16 protein-coding genes are annotated in these 21,213 nt (G+C 54.5%); 1 reads left to right on the top strand and 15 read right to left on the bottom strand.

All coding sequences use genetic code 11. From position 1 onward, the window contains the following. Positions 1-22: 22 nt before the first annotated feature. From bamB to NNO04_RS15895, 9 genes are all read right to left on the bottom strand, one after another. Positions 23-1,201 (bottom strand): outer membrane protein assembly factor BamB, encoded by a 1,179-nt coding sequence (bamB, locus tag NNO04_RS15935; RefSeq protein WP_192613063.1) that lies wholly within the window; start codon positions 1,199-1,201, stop codon positions 23-25. Between the two features lie 10 nt (positions 1,202-1,211). Beyond that, positions 1,212-1,832, bottom strand: coding sequence for a YfgM family protein (locus NNO04_RS15930; protein ID WP_271445518.1), 621 nt, complete (start codon positions 1,830-1,832; stop codon positions 1,212-1,214). A gap of 13 nt (positions 1,833-1,845) precedes the next feature. Next, complete coding sequence (gene hisS, locus NNO04_RS15925; protein ID WP_271445517.1) at positions 1,846-3,120, bottom strand: histidine--tRNA ligase; 1,275 nt, start codon at positions 3,118-3,120, stop codon at positions 1,846-1,848. A gap of 110 nt (positions 3,121-3,230) precedes the next feature. Then, positions 3,231-4,349, bottom strand: coding sequence for a flavodoxin-dependent (E)-4-hydroxy-3-methylbut-2-enyl-diphosphate synthase (gene ispG / locus NNO04_RS15920; RefSeq protein WP_271445516.1), 1,119 nt, complete (start codon positions 4,347-4,349; stop codon positions 3,231-3,233). A 26-nt stretch (positions 4,350-4,375) separates the two neighbouring features. Beyond that, a complete protein-coding gene (rodZ, locus tag NNO04_RS15915) occupies positions 4,376-5,371 on the bottom strand; it encodes a cytoskeleton protein RodZ (protein ID WP_271445515.1) in 996 nt (331 codons plus the stop codon). 291 nt (positions 5,372-5,662) lie between these two features. Beyond that, complete coding sequence (locus tag NNO04_RS15910) at positions 5,663-6,829, bottom strand: bifunctional tRNA (adenosine(37)-C2)-methyltransferase TrmG/ribosomal RNA large subunit methyltransferase RlmN (protein ID WP_271445514.1); 1,167 nt, start codon at positions 6,827-6,829, stop codon at positions 5,663-5,665. A gap of 168 nt (positions 6,830-6,997) precedes the next feature. Beyond that, entirely contained in the window at positions 6,998-7,429 is a 432-nt protein-coding gene (ndk, locus tag NNO04_RS15905; protein WP_162379108.1) for a nucleoside-diphosphate kinase, read from the bottom strand. Positions 7,430-7,603: 174 nt separating this feature from the next. Then, entirely contained in the window at positions 7,604-9,916 is a 2,313-nt protein-coding gene (gene pbpC / locus NNO04_RS15900) for a peptidoglycan glycosyltransferase PbpC (RefSeq protein ID WP_271445513.1), read from the bottom strand. Beyond that, entirely contained in the window at positions 9,917-14,884 is a 4,968-nt protein-coding gene (locus NNO04_RS15895; RefSeq protein ID WP_271445512.1) for an alpha-2-macroglobulin family protein, read from the bottom strand. Positions 14,885-15,092: 208 nt separating this feature from the next. Between NNO04_RS15895 and sseA the strand changes: the two genes are divergently transcribed. Beyond that, positions 15,093-15,935: a 3-mercaptopyruvate sulfurtransferase gene (gene sseA / locus NNO04_RS15890; RefSeq protein WP_271445511.1), complete on the top strand. Its 843-nt coding sequence runs from the start codon at positions 15,093-15,095 to the stop codon at positions 15,933-15,935. Between the two features lie 88 nt (positions 15,936-16,023). Here the strand turns inward: sseA and sseB are convergent, their stop codons facing one another. The 6 genes from sseB to hscB form a co-directional block, all read right to left on the bottom strand. Then, positions 16,024-16,800, bottom strand: coding sequence for an enhanced serine sensitivity protein SseB (sseB, locus tag NNO04_RS15885; protein ID WP_271445510.1), 777 nt, complete (start codon positions 16,798-16,800; stop codon positions 16,024-16,026). A gap of 107 nt (positions 16,801-16,907) precedes the next feature. Further along, the gene (gene pepB, locus NNO04_RS15880) at positions 16,908-18,191 is read right to left on the bottom strand and encodes an aminopeptidase PepB (RefSeq protein ID WP_271445509.1); all 1,284 of its coding nucleotides are present in this window, start codon (positions 18,189-18,191) and stop codon (positions 16,908-16,910) included. 70 nt (positions 18,192-18,261) lie between these two features. Further along, positions 18,262-18,462: a Fe-S cluster assembly protein IscX gene (gene iscX, locus NNO04_RS15875; RefSeq protein ID WP_162379114.1), complete on the bottom strand. Its 201-nt coding sequence runs from the start codon at positions 18,460-18,462 to the stop codon at positions 18,262-18,264. Between the two features lie 11 nt (positions 18,463-18,473). Then, positions 18,474-18,809, bottom strand: a complete 336-nt coding sequence (fdx, locus tag NNO04_RS15870; RefSeq protein WP_271445508.1) for an ISC system 2Fe-2S type ferredoxin — start codon at positions 18,807-18,809, stop codon at positions 18,474-18,476. 1 nt (position 18,810) lies between these two features. After that, entirely contained in the window at positions 18,811-20,661 is a 1,851-nt protein-coding gene (hscA, locus tag NNO04_RS15865; RefSeq protein ID WP_271445507.1) for a Fe-S protein assembly chaperone HscA, read from the bottom strand. A 15-nt stretch (positions 20,662-20,676) separates the two neighbouring features. Continuing rightward, complete coding sequence (gene hscB / locus NNO04_RS15860) at positions 20,677-21,192, bottom strand: co-chaperone HscB (RefSeq protein WP_271445506.1); 516 nt, start codon at positions 21,190-21,192, stop codon at positions 20,677-20,679. Positions 21,193-21,213 lie beyond the last annotated feature (21 nt).

Below are 21,213 nucleotides of genomic sequence, written 5' to 3'. Positions count from 1 at the left end.
TCAAAGCGAGCGGCCGTGACGGTTAACGCGTAATAGAATACACCGTGCCGTCTTTTGCCTGGAGCAGCAGTTTACCATCAGCCGATACCGGTTCGGTCAGTAAACCAGAGCCGTCTACTTTTTGCTGAGCCACAAAACGACCATCTTCAACGTTGAGCCAGTGCAGATAACCTTCGCTATCGCCGACCACTAAATTGCCATTATACAGCGCAGGTGAAGTCAGCAGACGGTGCAAAAGATCGCTTTGTGTCCACAGGGTCACGCCACCGTCAGTGGTCAACGCCATGATACGGTCATTCTGGTCAACGAGATAAATACGGTTGCCGTCAACGATAAAGTCATTCACCGAACCCAGCTCACGTTTCCACATAATCTGACCGCTGCGCAGATCAAGCGCCGTCAGGTTACCATTATAAGCCAGCGCGTAAACAACGCCATTGACGATGACCGGCGTCGTATCAACGTCGCTCAGACGGTCAATTTCAGTCGACCCTGTGGTTTGCGAAATACGCTGCTGCCAAATCATCTGGCCCTGCTGCATCAGCACCGCACTGACACGGCCATTATCGCCACCTACAATTGCGGCACCATAGGCGGTCGCTGGAGCAGACTCGCCACGCAGAGAGAGTGACGGCATATCAAGGTTGACGGTCCATTTGATAGCACCATCCGCCTCATTTAACGCCTGGAGTTGGCCGTTACTGGTATGAATCAGCACCACGCCATCACTGACCACCGGACGAGACAACGCTTCACCAGCGACTTTCGTCTGCCATGCTGGCGTGCCGTCGCTGGTATTCAAGGCATACACCTGCGCTTTTTCACTGCCGATATAAACATGGCCGCCGGAAACGGTCACACCGCCAGAGAGTTGCGCAGAGGCTCTGGAGAACCACCCGTCTTTCTCTCCCAGATTAACAGACCAGACCTCTTTGCCATCGTCTGCATTCAGTGCCTTAACAACGCCAGCACGATCGGCTGCATAGACGACGTTATCCGCCAGAGCAGGATGAAGATTGGAATAGAAATCACCAATACCGTTGCCTACAGAAGTGCTCCAGGCCGTGGACGGTTGAAACTGATTTTCAACCACTGGTAACGGGGACATCTTAACAACATCTTCTTCGCCACTAAACAGTGAACAACCGCTCACGAGGCTCACGGAAAGCAGCCCTGGCAGAAGTAATTTACGCAATTGCATCGGGTCCCTCTCAGATGGACAAATTATTGATTTTCATCTGCATCATTTCGCTCAGTGCTGGGGTAGCGTCGCTCTTCACGCCAGCTTCCCATGCACTACGCGCGCCTTGTTTATCACCTTTACTCAGCAATGCTTCTCCACGCAAATCGGCGACAATGGCTGCCCACCCTTCACCTTTGATGGTGTCGAGCGTTTTCAGCGCAGTATCCGCTTGCTTGAGTTGCACCTGAACGCGGGCCAGACGCAGATTGATCACCGCTTTGAGATTCTCATCGCTGGTGGCCGTCAACCCCTGCTGTAACTGGGCAGCGGCTTTCTCAAGTTCATTCTTATCAACAAACTGCTGCGCCAGTTCCATAGAAGCCAGCGCGCCGTATGTATTTTTGTTTTCCGCAGCAAATTTCTCCGCAGCAGGAAGGCTATCAGGTTTACCTGCACTCACCGCAGTTACCGCATTTTGATAGGCCAGAGAAGCAGAACGTGCAGACTCCGTCTGATGGCTGGTCCAGTAGCGCCAGCCGACCAGCGCACCAACCCCTAAAATAACCCCAACAACCAGCGCTTTACCGTTCTCAGCAAAGAAACGTTTGATCGCATCAATCTGATCGTTTTCGTTCTCGTAAATTTCCACGCGGTCCTTCTCCTTAACGAGTCAAAGTGCGCAAATATGCGGCAACGCTATCCTGCGCGACTGTCGTTTGCTCACCAGAGCGCAAATTCTTCACGACCACAGTACCGTCAGCCACTTCAGTCTCACCCAGCACCAGCGCAACGCTGGCACCCCATTTGTCGGCACGGGCAAACTGTTTTTTAAAGTTGCCGCCACCGTGGTTTGTCATCAGTTTTACGCCTGGCATTTCATCACGCAGACGTTCAGCGAAGGTCATCGCAGCGGACTGCGTATCCACGCCTGAAGCGACCAGATATATATCGACAACAGGATCGACGTTAAATTCCGGATTAACTGCCTGAACAAGCAAAACAAGACGTTCCAGACCCATGGCAAAACCGACCGCCGGGGCTGCGCGACCGCCAAGTTGCTCCACCAGACCGTCATAACGACCACCCGCACATACGGTGCCTTGTGAGCCCAGGCTGTTGGTGACCCATTCAAAGACGGTACGGTTGTAGTAGTCGAGGCCACGCACCAGACGTTGGTTGACGGTGTAGGCAATACCTGCGGCTTCAAGCAACTTGCACAGCCCCGCGAAGTGTTCGCGTGAATCGTCATCCAGATAATCACCCAGCGCCGGCGCGTCGTTGAGCAACGCCTGCACTTCCGGATTTTTGGAATCCAGGACACGCAGCGGATTGGTATACATACGGCGTTTGCAGTCTTCGTCCAGCTTCTCTTTATGCTGTTCGAGGAAGGCAACCAGCGCATCACGATAGTTAGCACGGGCTTCAAGTGAACCGATAGAGTTCAACTCAAGGCTGACATGTTCAGAAATACCCAGCGCACGCCACCAGCGCGCAGTGAGCATGATAAGCTCAGCATCAATGTCCGGGCCTTGCAGGCCAAACACTTCGACACCCAGCTGATGGAATTGACGATAACGCCCTTTCTGCGGGCGTTCGTGGCGGAACATCGGCCCGATATACCACAGACGCTGTTCCTGATTGTACAGGAGACCATGTTCGATGCCGGCGCGTACACAGCCCGCCGTCCCTTCGGGACGCAATGTCAGGCTATCGCCATTACGGTCCTCAAAGGTGTACATCTCTTTTTCAACCACGTCAGTAACTTCACCGATCGCGCGTTTGAATAACGGGGTCTGCTCTACAATCGGCAAGCGGATTTCACTGTAACCGTAGCTGCCGAGCACGTTTTTGAGTGTGCCTTCAATGCGCTGCCAGATGGCGGTTTCGCCAGGCAGATAATCGTTCATGCCGCGAATGGCTTGAATGTTTTTTGCCACGTTTATTCTCTTTCTGAATATAAAAATGAACCCTCAGCGCTTCCCCAAACGGTGCGGGAGCTATGCGGGTTCAATCATACACGGGAAGCACGCCGCTTCCCATCACGTTATTATTTTTCAACCTGCTGCACGTCAATTCGGCGCGCTTCATCCAGGATGCTTGCTTTCGCACGAATGCGGGCTTCAAGCTGCGTGATCATATCGTCGTTGTCGAGTCGGTCTTTACGCACACCGTCTTCATAGAGGCCGCTTTTCTTGTTACCGCCCGTCACACCCAACGTAGAAACCAGCGCTTCGCCTGGACCGTTTACAACGCAGCCGATAATCGAAACATCCATCGGCGTAATGATATCTTCCAGACGTTGTTCCAGCGCATTCACCGTACCGATGACGTCAAATTCCTGACGAGAACAGGTTGGGCAAGCGATAAAGTTGATTCCGCGAGCACGAATACGCAGCGATTTCAGAATATCGAAACCGACTTTGATCTCTTCCACTGGATCGGCAGCCAGCGAGACGCGCAGCGTATCGCCAATCCCTTCCGACAGCAGTAACCCCAGACCAATCGCTGATTTCACGGCGCCACTGCGTGCGCCGCCCGCCTCGGTGATCCCGAGATGCAAGGGTTGTTCGATCTGGCGCGCCAGCAAACGATAGGATTCAACCGCCAAAAAAACATCAGAGGCTTTAACGCTGACTTTAAACTGATCAAAATTGAGACGATCGAGATGATCCACATGGCGCATTGCTGATTCCAGCAACGCTTGCGGTGTGGGTTCGCCGTATTTTTCCTGGAGATCTTTTTCCAGCGATCCGGCGTTAACACCGATGCGGATCGGGATGTTCTTGTCGCGAGCGCAATCCACCACCATACGGATACGCTCTTCATTGCCAATATTGCCTGGGTTAATCCGCAAACAATCGACACCGTACTCCGCTACTTTTAGCGCAATGCGATAATCGAAATGGATATCGGCAACCAGAGGTACGCTGACCTGCTGTTTGATCAGTTTAAACGCTTCGGCAGCATCCATTGTCGGTACAGAAACACGAACAATATCGGCACCAACGCGTTCAAGCGCTTTGATTTGATTGACCGTCGCCACCACATCCGTGGTACGCGTGTTGGTCATAGATTGTACGGCGATGGGAGCACCATCGCCAATCGGCACATTCCCAACGTAAATACGCTTTGACTTTCTACGTTGAATTGGAGCCTGGTTATGCATGAAAAATCTCCCGCATTGCCCGTCTGTTACTGAGCCGGTGATTGTTCGGCATTAACGGTCAGACGTGCAACCTGGTTAGTTCTGATAAAACGGCTAAGATCGACAGGCTTTCCTTGATACTGGATCTGTACCGCGGCCGGAGCGCCAATTTTAAGCTTGTAAGGCGCCTGGCCCGTTAAGTTTAAATTGCCATCTTTACGCTGCATACCGCTAAACAACTTTTTACCTGTTGCATCAGTGACTTCTAACCAGCAATCGGCAGTGAAGTTCATGACCAGCGCATTGGGATCAACCGCAGGCGTCGTTACGCCAGCCTGGTCAGTCGGCAATGGCGCGCCTGGAGCAACAACAGGAGCCGTCGTTGCGGTATCAACGTTCGCCTGAGAAGGAGCAACAACCGCATTCTGTTGCGCATCAGCAGTCGGCGCAACGGATGTCGCTTCCGGCGTCTGCGGCGCAGTTGTCGTATTCGCGGCGTCAGCAGGCGCTTGAGCATTATCCGGGCTTGCCGTCGCGCTGGTATCCAGCGGTACGCTCTGCGTGCTCTCGTTACTGGCGTTCAGTTCCGCAGTGGATTGATCGGCCATCGTGGTGATCTCTTCCTGCTGCGCCTTGTGATTTTGCCACCACCAGGCACCTGTCAGGCCAACAACCACAAACAGAATCAGCCAGGTGAAAGTCATCAACCAGCCATCGCGTTTTTTACGACGCTTGCCGAGAGAAAAACTTTGCATCGGGGCGACTTTGCCCGGTCGAATCGGTGCCTGCTTTTCCAGCCCTGGCAGCAGCTCTTCTTCAGGAATATGCACCAAACGTGCGTAAGAACGGATATACCCGCGCAGGAACGTTGAGGCGAGATCGGCTGGTGCCTTATCGTCTTCAATGTCGCGTACAGTGGAAACCTTCAGGCAAAGTCGCTCCGCGACTGCCTGCTGGCTGAGTCCGAGTTGTTCACGGGCATTGCGCAGACGAACGCCGGTGGTTTGTGCTTCATTTTTGTCGTGCGTGGCTTCAGTATTCATTCGCTACAGCTGCAGGTACGTGTAAATAAGGGCTCAGGTGCCGGCGAGCCACAATGCCCACCCGCACCGCGAAACATCAGGTTAGTTAACCTTAGTCGGACAGTATAAGACTGCCAGGTTACTCATGACAAAACAGCTAAAGCCTAAGGCTAAACTATTGTTGCACCGCTACATACTGCCCTAAAGTCGACAAAAACGCACCGTTATTATTGAGCATAGAGAGATAGCGATACCTCAAAATAGTTTACCTTAGTGCTGCGGTAAATTAATTATACCGCAGCGTAACTAACATCAAACCGCTTTAATGTCGATTGCTTCACCCTGCATGCGCTTACGCAGGGTGCGTTTAGTACGATCAATCACGTCACCCGCCAACTGACCGCAGGCTGCATCGATATCATCACCGCGGGTTTTACGCACAATAGTGGTGAAGCCGTAACCCATCAACACTTTGGAGAAACGGTCGATCCGACTGTTTGAACTACGTCCATACGGTGCGCCCGGGAACGGGTTCCACGGAATCAGGTTAATCTTGCACGGCGTATCTTTCAGCAACTCTGCCAGTTGATGCGCATGTTCGGTGCCGTCGTTAACATGATCGAGCATGACATACTCAATCGTGACGCGCCCCTGGTTCGCATTGGATTTCTCCAGATAGCGACGAACCGCGCTCAGGAACGTTTCGATATTGTACTTTTTGTTGATAGGAACGATTTCATCACGAATTTCGTCGTTCGGCGCATGCAGGGAAATCGCCAGCGCGACGTCAATCATATCACCCAGTTTGTCCAGAGCAGGTACAACACCGGAGGTGGACAGGGTAACGCGACGCTTTGATAAACCGAACCCGAAATCATCCAGCATGATTTCCATGGCCGGAACGACGTTGGTCAGATTGAGTAATGGCTCGCCCATCCCCATCATCACCACATTGGTAATAGGACGTTGCCCGGTGATTTTCGCGGCACCGACGATCTTCGCCGCCCGCCACACCTGGCCGATAATTTCCGACACGCGCAGGTTACGGTTAAAGCCTTGCTGCGCAGTTGAGCAGAATTTACACTCCAGCGCACACCCCACCTGTGAAGAGACACACAGTGTGGCGCGATCGTCTTCCGGGATATAGACCGTTTCAACACGCTGATCGCCAACTGCAATCGCCCATTTGATGGTGCCGTCAGACGAACGCTGCTCTTCAACCACCTCCGGCGCGCGGATTTCCGCCACCTCTTTCAGCTTACCACGCAATACCTTGTTGATATCGGTCATATCATCAAAGTCATCGCTGCAATAGTGGTACATCCACTTCATCACCTGGTCGGCGCGGAAGGGTTTTTCACCTAATTCTTTAAAAAACTCGCGCATCTGCTGGCGGTTGAGATCCAACAGATTAATTTTATTCTCTTTATTAGGAACTACCGGGGTGATGCATTCAGATGTGACAATTTGTTCAGACATAATCTATTCCGGCCTCGTTATTACACGTTATGGCCCCTGGAGGGTTGAAAAAAGAAACGCCCCGGTGAGCGGTGCTCGTCCGGGGGCGCTGCATTGTACAAATTCTATCGCAAGGATGCCACGCTTGCGCGAGACATTAGCGAAAATAATGTGTAAACGCCTGCTCGATTAGCGAGTACGCGGGCACACTTCGCCTTCGCCAAAGAAATAGGCGATTTCACGCGCGGCAGACTCAGCGGAATCAGAACCGTGGGTGCCGTTTTCAGTGAAGCTGTCAGCGTAGTCAGCACGCAGGGTGCCAGCCAGCGCGTTAGCTGGGTTGGTTGCGCCCAGCAGATCGCGATGACGCTGAACGGCATTTTCGCTTTCCAGTACGGAAACGACGATCGGGCCTGAGGTCATGAACTCTACCAGGCCATCGAAGAAAGGTTTACCGTCGTGCTCTGCATAGAATCCGCGAGCCTGTTCAACGGTCAGGTGCAGCATTTTAGTACCGACAATTTTAAACCCTGCTGCTTCAAAGCGCGCAAAGATGTTGCCAATAACGTTTTTTGCCACCGCGTTTGGTTTGATGATGGAAAAAGTACGTTCAATAGCCATGATTACCTCTGAATATGTTCTGTTGTTATCTACCCGTTAGGGTTTATGTACGTATGTACGACCTGGCGCGGATTATAATGACCCTCCAGCCAGTTGACCATTGACGAAGGTAACATTTTTTTAAAATAAATCGAACGTTAGCAACAATTCCACGCAATCAGGTCTACTGTCCAGCTACTGCAAGGTAAATCTCACTGTCGCCACCTGCCCCGCATCATCCATCACCAGGAGCTGATATTCTCCTTTTTTCGCAACGCGTAACGTGATATTCCGCCCACGCTCTGGCAGTCGTTCTCCATTCAAAAACCACCAGCGCTCTTCCGTTCCACCACGGGTTTGGATCGGTAAAGAGGCTTCTGGCGATCCGGGTAAGCGCCTCAGAATCGCGTCGTCGCGAACCCCCGTCAACTGGAGGGGTAAAAGCGCCCCCTGCCCCAACGGCGGACAGGTGGTTGAAACCGGTGGAAGCCGCGATGCGCGGCGTTCGGAGGCAGGAAGCCAGGGTTCAAGCGGTAAAGGCCATACAATCAACGTTTGCTCACGCGCCTGCGGACAGTCAGCGGCGACACGTTTTCCCGAGTCATCCAGCCAGACCGGAAAATGGATGCCGTTAATCCCTTCCTGTTCAGGTAATAACAGTGTTGGCGGCTGGTTGCCTTCCAGTAGCCATGTGGCCAGTCGGCGACGGCAGTTTGGGTCTCCTGCGGGAAGTGATTGTCCTCCAGGCCAACAGATCACGCCCTGACTGACCGATGGCGGGCGCGGATCTTCAGGCTGAACCGTCGTTCGCGCCTGCAAAATATTGTTCACCTGATTCAGTAACGGGATAGCGCTTGCGAATCCAAACTGTCCCACAACGGGCGTGCCGTCCGGCCTGCCCGTCCAGACACCAATGACATAGCGCGCGTTAATGCCGATTGCCCAGGCATCGCGATAGCCATAGCTGGTGCCGGTTTTCCATGCCAGCGGCGCAATCCTCGGCAGAGTATTATCCGGTAAAGGCTGCGCCTCATCCGCCATAATTCGCCGGATAATCCACGCAGCGCCTGGCGACATCAACGGACGTTCTTGTAACGGGGAGTCAGGCTGAAGCCGCAAAGCACCGGCTTTGCCATGACGCGCAAAGGCGCTCCAGGCCGCCGTCATCTCATCCAGTTTCGCCCCTGCCCCCCCCAGAATCAGTGAAAGATTAGGGGCCGCCCCGGCAGGTAAATACAACGGCAGACCTGCATTGCGGAGTTTGCCGGCAAAACGTTTTGGACCATACGCTTCCAGCACTTGTACTGCGGGTAAATTCAGAGAACTCACCAACGCTTCGCTCATGCTGACCGGACCATGAAATCCACTGTCAAAATTCCCCGGGCGATAATCACCAGTACGGCGCGGGACGTCCTGTAATAATGACGCCGGATGGATCAGACCTTCATCCAACGCCAGACCGTAAACAAAAGGTTTGAGCAGCGATCCCGGCGATCGGATCGCATTGACCATATTGACATGACCAAAGCGACTGTCGTCGTTCATGTCCACCGATCCCACCCAGCCGCGCACGCTCATATCGGTGTGTTCAACAACGATCATCGCCAGTGAACTGCGGGCGGGAAGCCTGCTTTTCCAGGTCTGGGCAAGCTCTTCCAGTTGATACTGTAATCCCGCATCCAGCGTGGTAACGATTTTGTCGCTTTTGCTTTTCCCGAGCATCATGCGTGAGAAGAGCGGCGCCAACTGCGGCATTTTCCGGGGCGACAGCCAGACCGGTTCTTCACGAGCTTCCTGCACGATTTTTGCTGACCATATGCCCTGGGTCGCCATCCGTTCCAGCACTTTATTTCGCGCCGCTTGTGCGCGATCCGGCCAGCGATCGGGACGCAAACGACTGGGTGCCTGCGGCAAAACGGCCAACAGCGCCGCTTCCGAATAGCTCAGTTTCCCTGGCGGTTTTCCGAGGTAGGCCCAGCTTGCTGCGCCAATGCCTTGCAACGTTCCCCCAAAGGGCGCGCGGTTAAGATACAACGTCAAAATATCGCGTTTGGAGAGATGCCATTCAAGCTGAAGCGCGCGCCAAAGCTGGCGAAACTTGCCGCCGAATGTGCGCGGATGGGGATCAAGCAATCTGGCGACCTGCATGGTGAGTGTACTGCCGCCAGACACCACACGTCCGGAGGAGAGATCCTGCCAGGCTGCGCGTACGACAGAAAACGGATTTACCCCTGGATGCTTCCAGAACCAGCGATCTTCATAATTGATGAGCGCCTCCAGATATCGGGGGGACACCTCTTCGGGAGTCACCGGATAACGCCAGATGCCGTCCGCATCAGCAAAACGCCAAAGCGGTACGCCGTCATGCGCCACCACCACCCGCGCAGGGCTCACTTCCCTGAGCGGCAGCGGCCAGATTTTATCTGCAGCCCATACCAAAAAGAGAATGAAAATGGGGGCGGCTACCAGTCCAGTCCAGTAGCCGCGTTTTCCTCGAAAGCCTCTCATTTACGGTGTAACAATCATGAATCCTTCGGTTGCCCCGGTCGCCCGCCACTTCGGAACATACATTGATTCCACCTGCGGAACCGGAACCTGATACGTTCCCGGCGTCACCGCTCGCGCGAGGTAGACCAGCGTCACCGGTTGTCCTTCATTTACCGCGACGGCGGCAACAAAGCGGTCATCTCTGAATTCCAGATGCTGGATGTCCGCCTGCTGCATTTGGCTCAACAGATTCTGCACCGCGCTACCGCTATCCTGCAGGCTGGCGCTGCCGTTCGCCAGATTCTGGTTTTCCAGTTCAAGCCCGGCGGGTAATAAATCCACGACCAGAGCATCGGGTACATTCTGGCTGGCAGTCACCGTCAACGAAACCAGCACCAGTTCGCCGCTACGCAAAGAGGAGAGCGATTTACGCTGCCCGTCGGTTCCCAGGATCTGGCGTTCAATTTGCAGAACGTGACTTGTCGACGCAGGAGCTGAATCCGGATAGCCGCTGCTGTCCAGACGCAGCCACAGCGGTTGATTGCCGCTGTTAGTGACAGCAAGGGTAGATAACTGGTCGGCATCAAGATTACGCGTTTGTGCGTTGGTGCCCGTAAGCGGCTGCTCTGAAAGCGAAGTCTGCGCCTGCCAGTTCCCCGGCAAATCCTGCAAAGTTCGCGCTGCAAGGAACAGAGCATTACTTTCCTGAGTGGAAAGCCAGCGCTGGCCGAATGCCTGCTCAGACAAGGTGTTCAGCAAGGTATTTTGCACATCCGGTTTGAGTTTATTTTCTTCCAGCAGCGACAACATCAGCGCGTTATCGCGCAGCGAACTGCCGTAATCCGCCATCCACTGCTGCGTATCACGCCGCGGCGTATTGAGAGCCAGCGTCAAAGCTTGTTCACTGCGAGTGGCATCGCCCATGTTTTTCAGCGCAATACCCAATTGCAGCAAGGACAAGCCTGATGCGGCCTGAGCACGACGTTCCCAGATCTCACGCAACGCGCCCAAAGGCGCCTTTTGCTGGCGTGCTAGTACCAGCGCAGCGTACGCCTGAACAGCAAATTTGCTGGCCGGAGTATCGTCGCTGTAGCGGATCGACATCATGCCCGGGTCCTGCAGATAGCGAAGCAGGCGTTCATTGCCACGGTTCACCGCCTCCGTCGGCACGCTGTATCCTTGTTCGCCAGCACGCACGAGGAAGTCCATCGCATAAGCCGTCAGCCAATACTCTTCCGGTCCGTTTTTATCCCACAGAGCAAAACCGCCGTTATCACGCTGCATCTGCAAAATACGAGAAATACCGACATCGACCGCCGCACGACGTTTTTCATCGCTATCGCCCGTAATATCCAGCGCCTTCAACTGCGCCGCATTGGTATACAGTGAAGGGAACAGTCCGCTGGCGGTCTGCTCAAGACACCCGTACGGATACGCTTTCAATTCACGAATATAACGCGCCAAATTCAGCGGCGGTTTGCCGCTCAGCAACAATTGCCCCTGTAGCGTAACCACAGAGAAATTCTCCAGATTCTGCGCAGGTGCACGCCAGGTTTCTCCGGGTTGCAGAGTGACGCCGCTGTTTACCGTCTGGGCAGGCCAGGCAGGGCGTACCCCAATCTTCCACTGTTTATTTTGCGCGGCAATGGTTTCACCCGGCAGGCTTACTCCGTCGATAGTTGCCTGTAATTCGCCATCGCCAAAACCCTCAAGAGCACGCACGGGAATGAACAATGTGGTCCTGACTCCCGGCGCCAGATTGACGGGCTGAGGCTGTTGGCTCACCAGTTCGAGTAATCCGCTGGCGTTAAGCGTGATATTGAGCGTTTGCGGCTTGTCTGTCAGGTTCGTGACGTCCAGCGTCAGGCGTGAGGTATCGCCAGCAGCCATAAAGCGTGGGGTATTCAGCTCCGCAATCACTGGCGCCGCAACGACCACTTTGCTTTCACTGCTGCCAAAATTTTCGGCAGTCCACGCCTGTGCCATGACCCGCAGTTCACCATTAAAATCACCAATCGGCAGAGTCACCGTACCTTCACCCTGTTCATTGAGCGCCACTGGCAATGCCTGCTGCGCCACAATGTTCACATGGTTGACTGGTGGTTTACCGCCGCGTTTGAGTGCATCGCCATCGCCACCAAAGCGAAGCGCCGCCAGACGCCCCTGGCCTTCAATCACCTGGCCGTAAATATCATAGATATCTGCGCCATAGCGTTTTTGCCCGAAGAACGCCTGCCACGGATCCGGCGTCACGTAATCCGTAATATTCAGCACCCCGCTGTCCACGGCGGACACCAGCACATTGACCTGTTTTGGTGTTTCGCCCTGTTTGACGCTGGCTTTCACCTTCACCGTGAGCGGTTGATTGGGACGCATTTTGGCTGGCGTGTCCAGACTCAGGTCCAGACGGCGGGTTTCATCCCCTAACGGCAGATGTAATAACCCGACAGCGCGTTTCGGCGTGGCTGAGCGTGATTTATCGCCAGGGCGCACCACCAGCGCGCTCAGGTATAAATCGTGGCGATTCCAGGTTTTATCGACCGGAATCGCCAGTTCAAGTCCCTCCGCAGGGACATCAATTTCTTTCCACCACAACGGGCCGTCGCTCGATTCCACCATCGCATACCCTTTGCCCGCAGCAGGCGCAGCGATATGCAACTTGAGGGTGTCGCCAGGGCGATAGGTAGGTTTATCCAGTTTCAGCGTGACACGATCCGGACGGGCAGCGCCGCTGCCATCGCTGTTATCCTGCCAGCTGTATCCAGCCCAGAATCTGACGCTACTGACCGCGTCGTTTGGCGCTTTCACCTCCAGACGATATGAACCCCAGTCAACGGGAAAGCTGACTTTGCCGGTTTCGTCCGCGTTAAGATCGAGAGACTGTTCTCCTTCCACCAGATCTTTTTGATCAAACTGTGATTCCCAGCCTTCGCTTTCTGACCAGTTCCAGTAGTAATCACGCCGCTCGCGAATCAAACGAACCTGTAATCCTGAAACCGCCTTTTTTACGCCTTGCGCATCGGCGTAGACAATGTCAAAGGCCGCATTGCTGCCTTCGTCCACAATTGGCTGATTTACCGTAGTGTCCGTGCGGTAGTCATACACGGCTTTCGCAGCGAATTGCGGACGAATGCCAGGCAATGTTTCCGCAGGCCAAATAGCCTGTTCAACACGGCGCGTCACCGGGCGTCCTCCTGACTCCAGCAAGCTTGCCTGTAGGATCACCTGCAACGGCGAGTGCGCCTCTTGCCACTGGCTCGTCGTCGTCACCTCACCGCGTCCTGTATCATCCAGCGTTAACTGAACTTCATCGAGACTGCGGGAGAGATTCTCTTCGGCAATATTACCAAACTGGAATCCCGGCAGCGCCGATACTGCTTCTCGCAGCGGGCGCAAAAACAGCTGTCCTTGCAACGCATTACCGTTTGCTGGTGCGCCGTACAGGTAGTAGCCGACGACAGAGAATTTCACTTCATCGGCGGGGGCTATCGGTGTTTTTTGTGCTGTCAGGTTGAGCGCCATCCGCTCGGGCATAAAGTCTTCAACGTGGAAATCCCACATCCGTGACTGGTTATCGCCTGTGTTCGCGCGGATGTGCCACATGCCGGTCGCCGCACCGCTGTCCAGCGGGTACGTAAAGCGATACAAGCCGTTTTCTGGCTGACTCACTACCGTACGTAACACCTGACCATCCGGTTTCACCACTTCCAGTTTGACGGGTTGATCGGGCAACGCCTTGCCGTCGCTGTCACGCAGTAACCCATTGAGGATCACCGTTTCACCAGGACGATAGAGATCGCGGGGTCCAAACATAAAGAACTGTTTGCTGTAACCTGGTGCGCCCGCAATATTAAATTCAGCCAGATCCAGAGCAGGCAATTTCAAATCCAGCAGCGTGGTTTGCCCGTCTTTTCTCGCCAGCAATAACGCCGCGTTTTTGTCCGTCTCCAGTTGGACGTGTCCCTGCGCATCACTGGTCGCTTGCGCCAGTGTTTGTCCCTTATCATTGAGTAAAGCGACCTCAATGCCCTGTTGCGCGGCACCGTTCCCCAGACTTTGCGTAAAAACATCAAGCCGGTTGTGATAACGGTGCGCAGAAACACCGATGTCGCTGAGTGTAAACAGCGTAGCGGCATTGCTGTAATTATAATGTCCTGCCTGATTCATCACTGCCACATAGACCCCTGCCTGCTGTAATGGCTTAATCTCGCTTAATGGCAGGAGGAGTTTTTCGCGGGTATTACGGGCAGGATTTAAATCGAAGCGGCCGGTATAGACCAAATCCGCCATTTTAAGCAGATTGTCAGATTCCCAGTTTGAGACTGAATTCCGGTACTCCCACTGGCTGACAAATGCCGCCAGCGACTCGGGTTTAACCCGAAAGAAATTAACATCCACATTGTTCACATTGAGTGCCATCACCGGCAAGCCTTCAACCACTTTCCCCGGCAGCAACGAGCCGCGACTGGCGAATCCCACACTCGGTTGAATATCCCGCGTCGTGATGGTTTTTTCATAATCGCTACCAAACGTGGCTTTATTCAACGCCTTTACATCGCGCTCAACCGTCACGATCAGATCCCGATTTGGCTCAAGATGCCGTAAACGCAATTCTTTCAGATTTGGCGCAAGCTCCCAGGCCCCGTCGATCTTGCCGCTTTTTTTATCAACCACATGCACGGTACGGGAAAAGTCTTGCTCAGGATCTAACGGGATCGAGAATGTGAGCACCAGCGCGGCAGCGCCTTCCAACTGGACTTCCGATGCATCCAGCAGCGTTAGCGCTTTCCCCTGGCTTTGCTGAGTCAGCTTCTGCAACAACGCGGGATCTTTCACCGCTGCTGCCTGTTGCGCAGGGGCGGCATTTTTAGGCTTTGTTGCCTGAGGTGCAGACGTAGTATTTTTTGCCGTTGTCGTTGCGTCGTCGCTGTTATCGCATCCCGCCAGCGCTGCCAGCAGCATACAGGCTGCTACACGTAAGTGTTTCATCGTTCATCCCTGGCCACTCAGGCCCGTTGCCACTGTTGATAAGATATTATGCGTGATATTTCCAGTTGTGTACGTCCGTATCAATATGATGAATTCTGATTTTTTAGTGAGAAATGTGGCTCCGCCTGATAAATCAGCCTCTTTTACTTGTTCCTTTACGGCAAACGGCCGACAATTTGCCAAAGAACTGGTAAAAATGGAGACGCCTATGACTACCCCCTGGTTTGTTACAGCCGACTGGCTTGCAGAACATATCGACGACCCGGAAATACAAATCATTGACGCCCGCATGGCTCCCCCAGGACAAGAAGACCGTGACGTTGCGGGCGAATACCGCACAGGCCACATCCCCGGGGCTGTTTTTTTCGATATCGAAGCGCTCTCCGACCATACCTCATCATTGCCGCACATGATGCCCCGCCCGGAAGCTTTCGCTGTCGCAATGCGCGAACTGGGTGTCTTTCAGGATAAACATCTGGTGGTCTATGACGATGGCAACCTCTTCTCTGCCCCGCGTGCGTGGTGGATGCTCCGCACCTTCGGGGTAGAAAATGTCTCTATTCTTGCCGGTGGACTTGCAGGCTGGCTGCGTGAAAAACGGCCGTTAGAGGAAGGGGAAGCCGCACCGGGTGAAGGGGAGTTTGAGGTTAAATTCACCCCAGAGTCAGTCGTGCGTGTGACCGATGTCTTGCTGGCCAGTCATGAAAAAACGGCGCAGATTGTTGATGCCCGTCCGGCAGCACGATTCAATGCAGAAGTCGACGAACCGCGCCCGGGCCTGAGACGCGGTCACGTTCCTGGCGCCCTAAACGTACCGTGGAGTGAACTGGTCCGTGATGGCGCGTTAAAAACAGCTGACGAGCTGGATACTATTTTCTTCAGCCACGGGGTCAGTTTTGACAGACCGATCATCGCAAGCTGCGGTTCAGGCGTCACGGCGGCTGTCGTGGTTCTGGCGCTGACGACGCTCGGCGTGCAGAACGTTGCACTGTATGACGGCGCATGGAGTGAATGGGGCGCACGCGCCGATTTACCGGTAGAGCCTGCTTAATGATTGCAATGCCGGATTGCGCTAAACGCTATCCGGCCAACAAAATTGCCCCTTGTAGGCCTGATAAGCGCAGCGCCATCAGGCTTTTTCAGATGATCCGATTCTGTTTAAAATCGCGCAGGAACCCGCCCCAGCGGCGCTCGTAGAACGGCGCGATATGCTCGGAAAAAAAGTGGCTAATCCCCTTATCACCTTTCACTACCTGGCAGATATCAATCGGTTCATCGCCCGGTAACGTGTCGGTCGCCACGCTGCCCGCCGCCTGAATAATCTCCTCAATATCGCCATCCGCTTCGATACCAATTAGCAGGTTGGGTTGTGCTTCTGCGCTGTCTTTGATCGAACAAAGGAACGCCCTTTTTACCGGTTTAATGGTTTTAAACAGCGTCGTCAGCGAATCAATCATCTGCGCTGGCGGTTCTGCCACTTCGGAGAGGATCAACGATTCGCCGCCTTCCAGTACCTCCTGAGTACTCAGTGGATTGCCCTCTTCACCGATCAAATGACTGATTTCACGCGGCATAAACTCTTTGCCCGTCGGCAGTTTGGCATTGAGAAAAAGCGTCTCGCCCAGCGTCATTTCAAACAGGGTACGCACCGGCATCACCACAAATGCCTGCTCTTCTTCCACGGCTTGCTGCAAGGCTTCAAGCGAGGTGAAAAATGGGATGACCGTCGTGCCGTCCTCTTTTTCCCAGTGCTGCAGATCCAGCGCGCTGTCTTCAACAATCGCTTCGCCTTCTGCGGCGGTGCCCGGAACCCAGACGGTAGACTCCAGTAAAGTGCGGAAAAATGCCGGACGATGCGCGGGCTCAGTAGCCGCCTTCTCCAGCAGGGTTTCTAATTCGTTTTTTGTTTCAGACATAGAGATCACAAATTATATATGGGTTGTAGGCCTGATAAGACGCACTGCGTCGCCATCAGGCAAAATGCCGGGTGGCGCTTCGCTTACCCGGCCTACAAAAACACTTTTCAGGCAGTCAGTAGATTAGCAATCGTGCGGACACCCAGTCCTGTCGCCCCTGCGGACCACTGCTCTACCGGTGCCTTGCGGTAGGTTGCGGAGCAGTCGATATGCAGCCAACCTTGCTGGTAGTTTTCCACAAAATGCGACAGGAACCCCGCCGCCGTACTCGCCCCTGCCGGGTACGCCGCACTGGCAGTGTTGTTCAGTTCTGCAAAGTTAGACGGCAACTGGTTACGGTGGAACTCAGCCAGCGGCAAACGCCAGAACGGCTCATTTTCTGCCGTCGCGCTCGCCAGCAGACGACCTGCCAGTTGATCGTCAAAGCTGAACAGCGCGTGATAATCATTACCCAGCGCGGTTTTCGCCGCCCCCGTGAGCGTCGCGGCATCAATGATCAGCTCCGGTTTTTGTGCGCAGGCATCAATCAACCCGTCCGCCAGAACCAGACGCCCTTCTGCATCCGTGTTCATGATTTCAACGTTTTTGCCGTTGCGATAGCGAATAATATCACCCAGTTTGAAGGCATTGCCGCTGATCAGGTTATCCGCACAGCACAGGTAGAGCTTCACACGTTTGTTCAGACCACGGGTAATAGCAAACGCCAGCGCGCCAGCCACCGTTGCCGCACCGCCCATATCGGACTTCATCGAGTCCATAAACGCGCTTTGCTTAATGCTGTAACCACCGGAATCAAAGGTGATCCCTTTACCCACCAGGCAGGCATACACCGGCGCTTCTTTGCTGCCCGTCGGATTGTAATCCAGCGCCAACAGAACCGGCGGACGTTCGGAACCACGCCCCACCGTGTGCAGACCCATATAGTTCTGCTCGCGCAGATCTTCACCTTTAGTGATGCGATAAGAGACGTGGTCGCACGCCACGCTACACAACAAATCCACCGCACGCTGCGCCAGTTGTTCCGGCCCAAGCTCTTCCGCTGGCGCGTTAATGGTATCGCGCACCCAGTCGATAATAGTCAGACGGCTCTCCAGTTCCTGACGTTGCGCGTCCTCCAGATCCGGCCATTCCACTTTACGGCTGCCTTTCGGCGCTTTGTAACCCTGCCAGAATGCCCAGCAGCGATCCGTATCCCAGCCTTCCCCGGTCAACTGCACATGTTTGATACTCAGACCGTCGATTTTACGCGCCGCGCGCTGGATAACACCAAGGTCGTCTTTCCCATTGAGATGCAGGGTAATGCCTTCGTTATTAATGCTGTATGTCGCTTTTTCTCCCCAGCGAGCGTCAGCAGGTTGCGTGGAAAGCGTAATTTTCATGGCTTCTGTCATTGTTATTTTCCTTATTCGCACATAATTCGCACATACAGAAAAACGGGCCACCCGTGGGCAGCCCGTTTACTTATTCAGCTTCGTCCAGCCAGATCAGCAGGATGGCTTCAAGAATTTTTTCGTTTGATGCCTGCGGGTCATCATCGAAATCTTCCAGCTCGCAGATCCATTGATGCAGGTCGGTGAAACGAACAGTCTTTGGGTCAAGATCGGGGAAGGCATCATACAGCGCTTCACCAATCTCGCGGCTATCAGTCCACTTCAATCCCATACTACCCCCTGTTAATGCTCACGCGCATGGTTGATTGTGTAACGTGGGATTTCGACCACTAAATCTTCGTCAGTGACGCGCGCCTGGCAGCCTAAACGACTCTCCGGCTCCAGTCCCCAGGCCTTATCCAGCATGTCGTCTTCGTCTTCCGAGCTTTCGGCCAGGGAGTCGAAACCTTCACGTACGATGCAGTGGCAGGTAGTGCAGGCACAGGATTTTTCACAGGCGTGTTCAATCTCGATACCGTTGCGCAGGGCAACATCAAGAATGGTTTCTCCGCTTTCGGCTTCCAGAACTGCGCCATCGGGACAGAGATCCTGATGAGGCAGAAAAACAATCTTTGGCATATTAAACCTCGTCCACGGATTGGCCTTTCAGCGCGCTACGGACCGACTGGTCCATACGGCGAGCGGCGAATTCCTGGGTTTGTTTGTCTACGTTTTTGATGGCTTGTTCAATGGCGTCAACATCATCGCCCTGTGCAACCTCGCGTAAGTGCGCGGCGGCATCGTCGATAACCTGACGCTCTGCGGCGCTGAGCAGCGCGGCATCCGCAATGAGCGCGCTGGTCAAGCTTTCCAGCACGCGTGCAGCTTCGACTTTTTGCTCTGCCAGCATACGGGCTTTTACATCCTGCTCGGCAAAGCTCATGGAGTCCTGGATCATGGAGGCGATTTCGCTGTCCGTCAGGCCGTACGAAGGCTTAACCTGGATAGACGATTCGACGCCAGTGGATTTCTCCATCGCAGTGACGCTCAACAGACCGTCGGCATCGACCTGGAAAGTCACGCGAATATGCGCCCCACCGGCAGGCAGCGCCGGAATTCCTCGCAATGCGAAGCGTGCCAGCGAACGGCAATCCTGCACCAGTTCACGTTCACCCTGCATTACGTGGATAGACATGGCGGTCTGACCGTCTTTAAAGGTGGTGAAGTCCTGCGCACGCGCCACTGGAATCGTGGTGTTGCGAGGGATCACTTTTTCCACCAGGCCACCCATGGTTTCCAGACCCAGCGACAGCGGGATCACATCCAGCAGCAGCATTTCGCTGTCCGGCTTGTTACCGACCAAAATATCAGCCTGGATCGCAGCGCCGATGGCGACCACTTTATCCGGGTCGATAGAAGTCAGCGGCGGACGACCAAAGAATTCCCCGACGCGTTCGCGCACCAACGGCACACGGGTGGATCCCCCGACCATCACCACTTCCAGCACATCCTGCGCCTCGACACCGGCATCTTTCAATGCGCGACGGCAGGCCAACAGGGTACGTTTGACCAGTGCGGAAATGAGTTCGTTAAACTGTTCGCGGGTAATGTCACCCTGCCATCCCGCCACATTCACGGTGACGACATCGGAATCGCTGAGCGCGATTTTCGCCGCAATCGCCGCATCCAGCAGTTCGCGCTGTACACGGTTGTCGCTACGGTCGGCAACACCGGCTTGTTCGCGAATGTAGTCAGCCAGCAGATGGTCGAAGTCATCGCCGCCCAGCGCGGAATCACCGCCGGTCGCCAGCACTTCGAACACACCGCGACTCAGGCGTAAAATCGAAATATCAAACGTGCCGCCGCCCAGGTCATAAACCGCGATGACGCCCTCTTTACCGGAGTCCAGGCCATAGGCAATTGCCGCCGCCGTCGGTTCATTAAGCAGACGCAGCACATGCAGCCCTGCCAGACGCGCGGCGTCCTTGGTGCCCTGACGCTGTGCGTCATCAAAATACGCCGGAACCGTGATGACGACGCCGTCCAGTTCACCTGACAGTGATTCGGTTGCCCGCGCCGCCAGCGCTTTCAGGATATCGGCAGAGACACGTATCGGATTCAACAATCCTGCCGCAGTTTCGATCATCGGCAGACCGTTTTCACTTGCCTGAAACTGATAGGGCAGGTGCGGGTAACGTGCACGAATGTCCGCCAGAGAACGGCCCATCATACGTTTAACCGAGCTGATGGTGTTGGCGGTATCCAGCGCGGCATTGGCGCGTGCGTCGTAACCGACCGAGTGGCCCTGCTGCTGATAGTGAACCACTGACGGCAACAGGTGACGGCCTTCGTGATCGGCCAGCGTTTCCGCCTGCCCGCTACGCACGGTCGCCACTAAAGAGTTGGTGGTGCCTAAGTCGATACCGGCCGCCAGACGACGCTGGTGCGGCGCAGCACTCAGACCAGGCTCACTAATTTGTAATAAGGCCATATTCGCTTCCGAAAATTAAAAATCGAGCAGCTTTTCTTCGAGTTGTTCTGCTGAGCTTTGCAGTTTATCGAGAAAACGCAGTTTACGCACGGTGTCTGCCGCCCTATCCCACGTCTCATTGTCTAACTGTTCCACCATCTGCTGACGGCGGGTCTCAAACATCGTTTTCACACGCTTGATAAAACCTTCCAGCCGCGCTTCATCCTTCACCTGTTCAATCTCATCAAGCTCTTCACGCAGTTCGAGCTGTTCCATCAGGAACGCGGTATCACGCACGGTGTGCTGCTCGCTGGAAAGATCGAAACCGTGCAGTGACAACAAATATTCGGCACGCATCAAAGGATGGCGCAACGTTTGCCAGGCCTGGTTAATGTTGGCGGAGTGTTGTACGGCAGCGAGTTGCTCCGCCTGCGTACCGCTGGCGAATTTATCAGGATGATACTGACGTTGAAGATCCTGAAAACGAAGGCTCAGCGCCTGAGTATCGAGTTGATATTGCGCCGGTAAGCCAAAGAGGGTGAAGTAGTCCATAACATTCTCAGGGCAGCGATT

The organism is Citrobacter sp. Awk 4, from assembly GCF_028069725.1.
GTDB lineage: Bacteria > Pseudomonadota > Gammaproteobacteria > Enterobacterales > Enterobacteriaceae > Citrobacter_D.
Note: the sequence above shows the minus strand (reverse complement) of the source record. Positions and strands in the feature narration are given on the sequence as shown.

Bases quoted from the DNA above. Each gene is read 5' to 3' on its own strand.
- hscA (WP_271445507.1), bottom strand. From the start codon at position 20,661: ATGGCCTTATTACAAATTAGTGAGCCTGGTCTGAGTGCTGCGCCGCAC.
- iscX (WP_162379114.1), bottom strand. From the start codon at position 18,462: ATGGGATTGAAGTGGACTGATAGCCGCGAGATTGGTGAAGCGCTGTAT.
- sseA (WP_271445511.1), top strand. From the start codon at position 15,093: ATGACTACCCCCTGGTTTGTTACAGCCGACTGGCTTGCAGAACATATC.
- hscB (WP_271445506.1), bottom strand. From the start codon at position 21,192: ATGGACTACTTCACCCTCTTTGGCTTACCGGCGCAATATCAACTCGAT.
- ispG (WP_271445516.1), bottom strand. From the start codon at position 4,349: ATGCATAACCAGGCTCCAATTCAACGTAGAAAGTCAAAGCGTATTTAC.
- ndk (WP_162379108.1), bottom strand. From the start codon at position 7,429: ATGGCTATTGAACGTACTTTTTCCATCATCAAACCAAACGCGGTGGCA.
- pbpC (WP_271445513.1), bottom strand. From the start codon at position 9,916: ATGAGAGGCTTTCGAGGAAAACGCGGCTACTGGACTGGACTGGTAGCC.
- bamB (WP_192613063.1), bottom strand. From the start codon at position 1,201: ATGCAATTGCGTAAATTACTTCTGCCAGGGCTGCTTTCCGTGAGCCTC.
- NNO04_RS15910 (WP_271445514.1), bottom strand. From the start codon at position 6,829: ATGTCTGAACAAATTGTCACATCTGAATGCATCACCCCGGTAGTTCCT.
- pepB (WP_271445509.1), bottom strand. From the start codon at position 18,191: ATGACAGAAGCCATGAAAATTACGCTTTCCACGCAACCTGCTGACGCT.
- rodZ (WP_271445515.1), bottom strand. From the start codon at position 5,371: ATGAATACTGAAGCCACGCACGACAAAAATGAAGCACAAACCACCGGC.
- sseB (WP_271445510.1), bottom strand. From the start codon at position 16,800: ATGTCTGAAACAAAAAACGAATTAGAAACCCTGCTGGAGAAGGCGGCT.
- fdx (WP_271445508.1), bottom strand. From the start codon at position 18,809: ATGCCAAAGATTGTTTTTCTGCCTCATCAGGATCTCTGTCCCGATGGC.
- NNO04_RS15895 (WP_271445512.1), bottom strand. From the start codon at position 14,884: ATGAAACACTTACGTGTAGCAGCCTGTATGCTGCTGGCAGCGCTGGCG.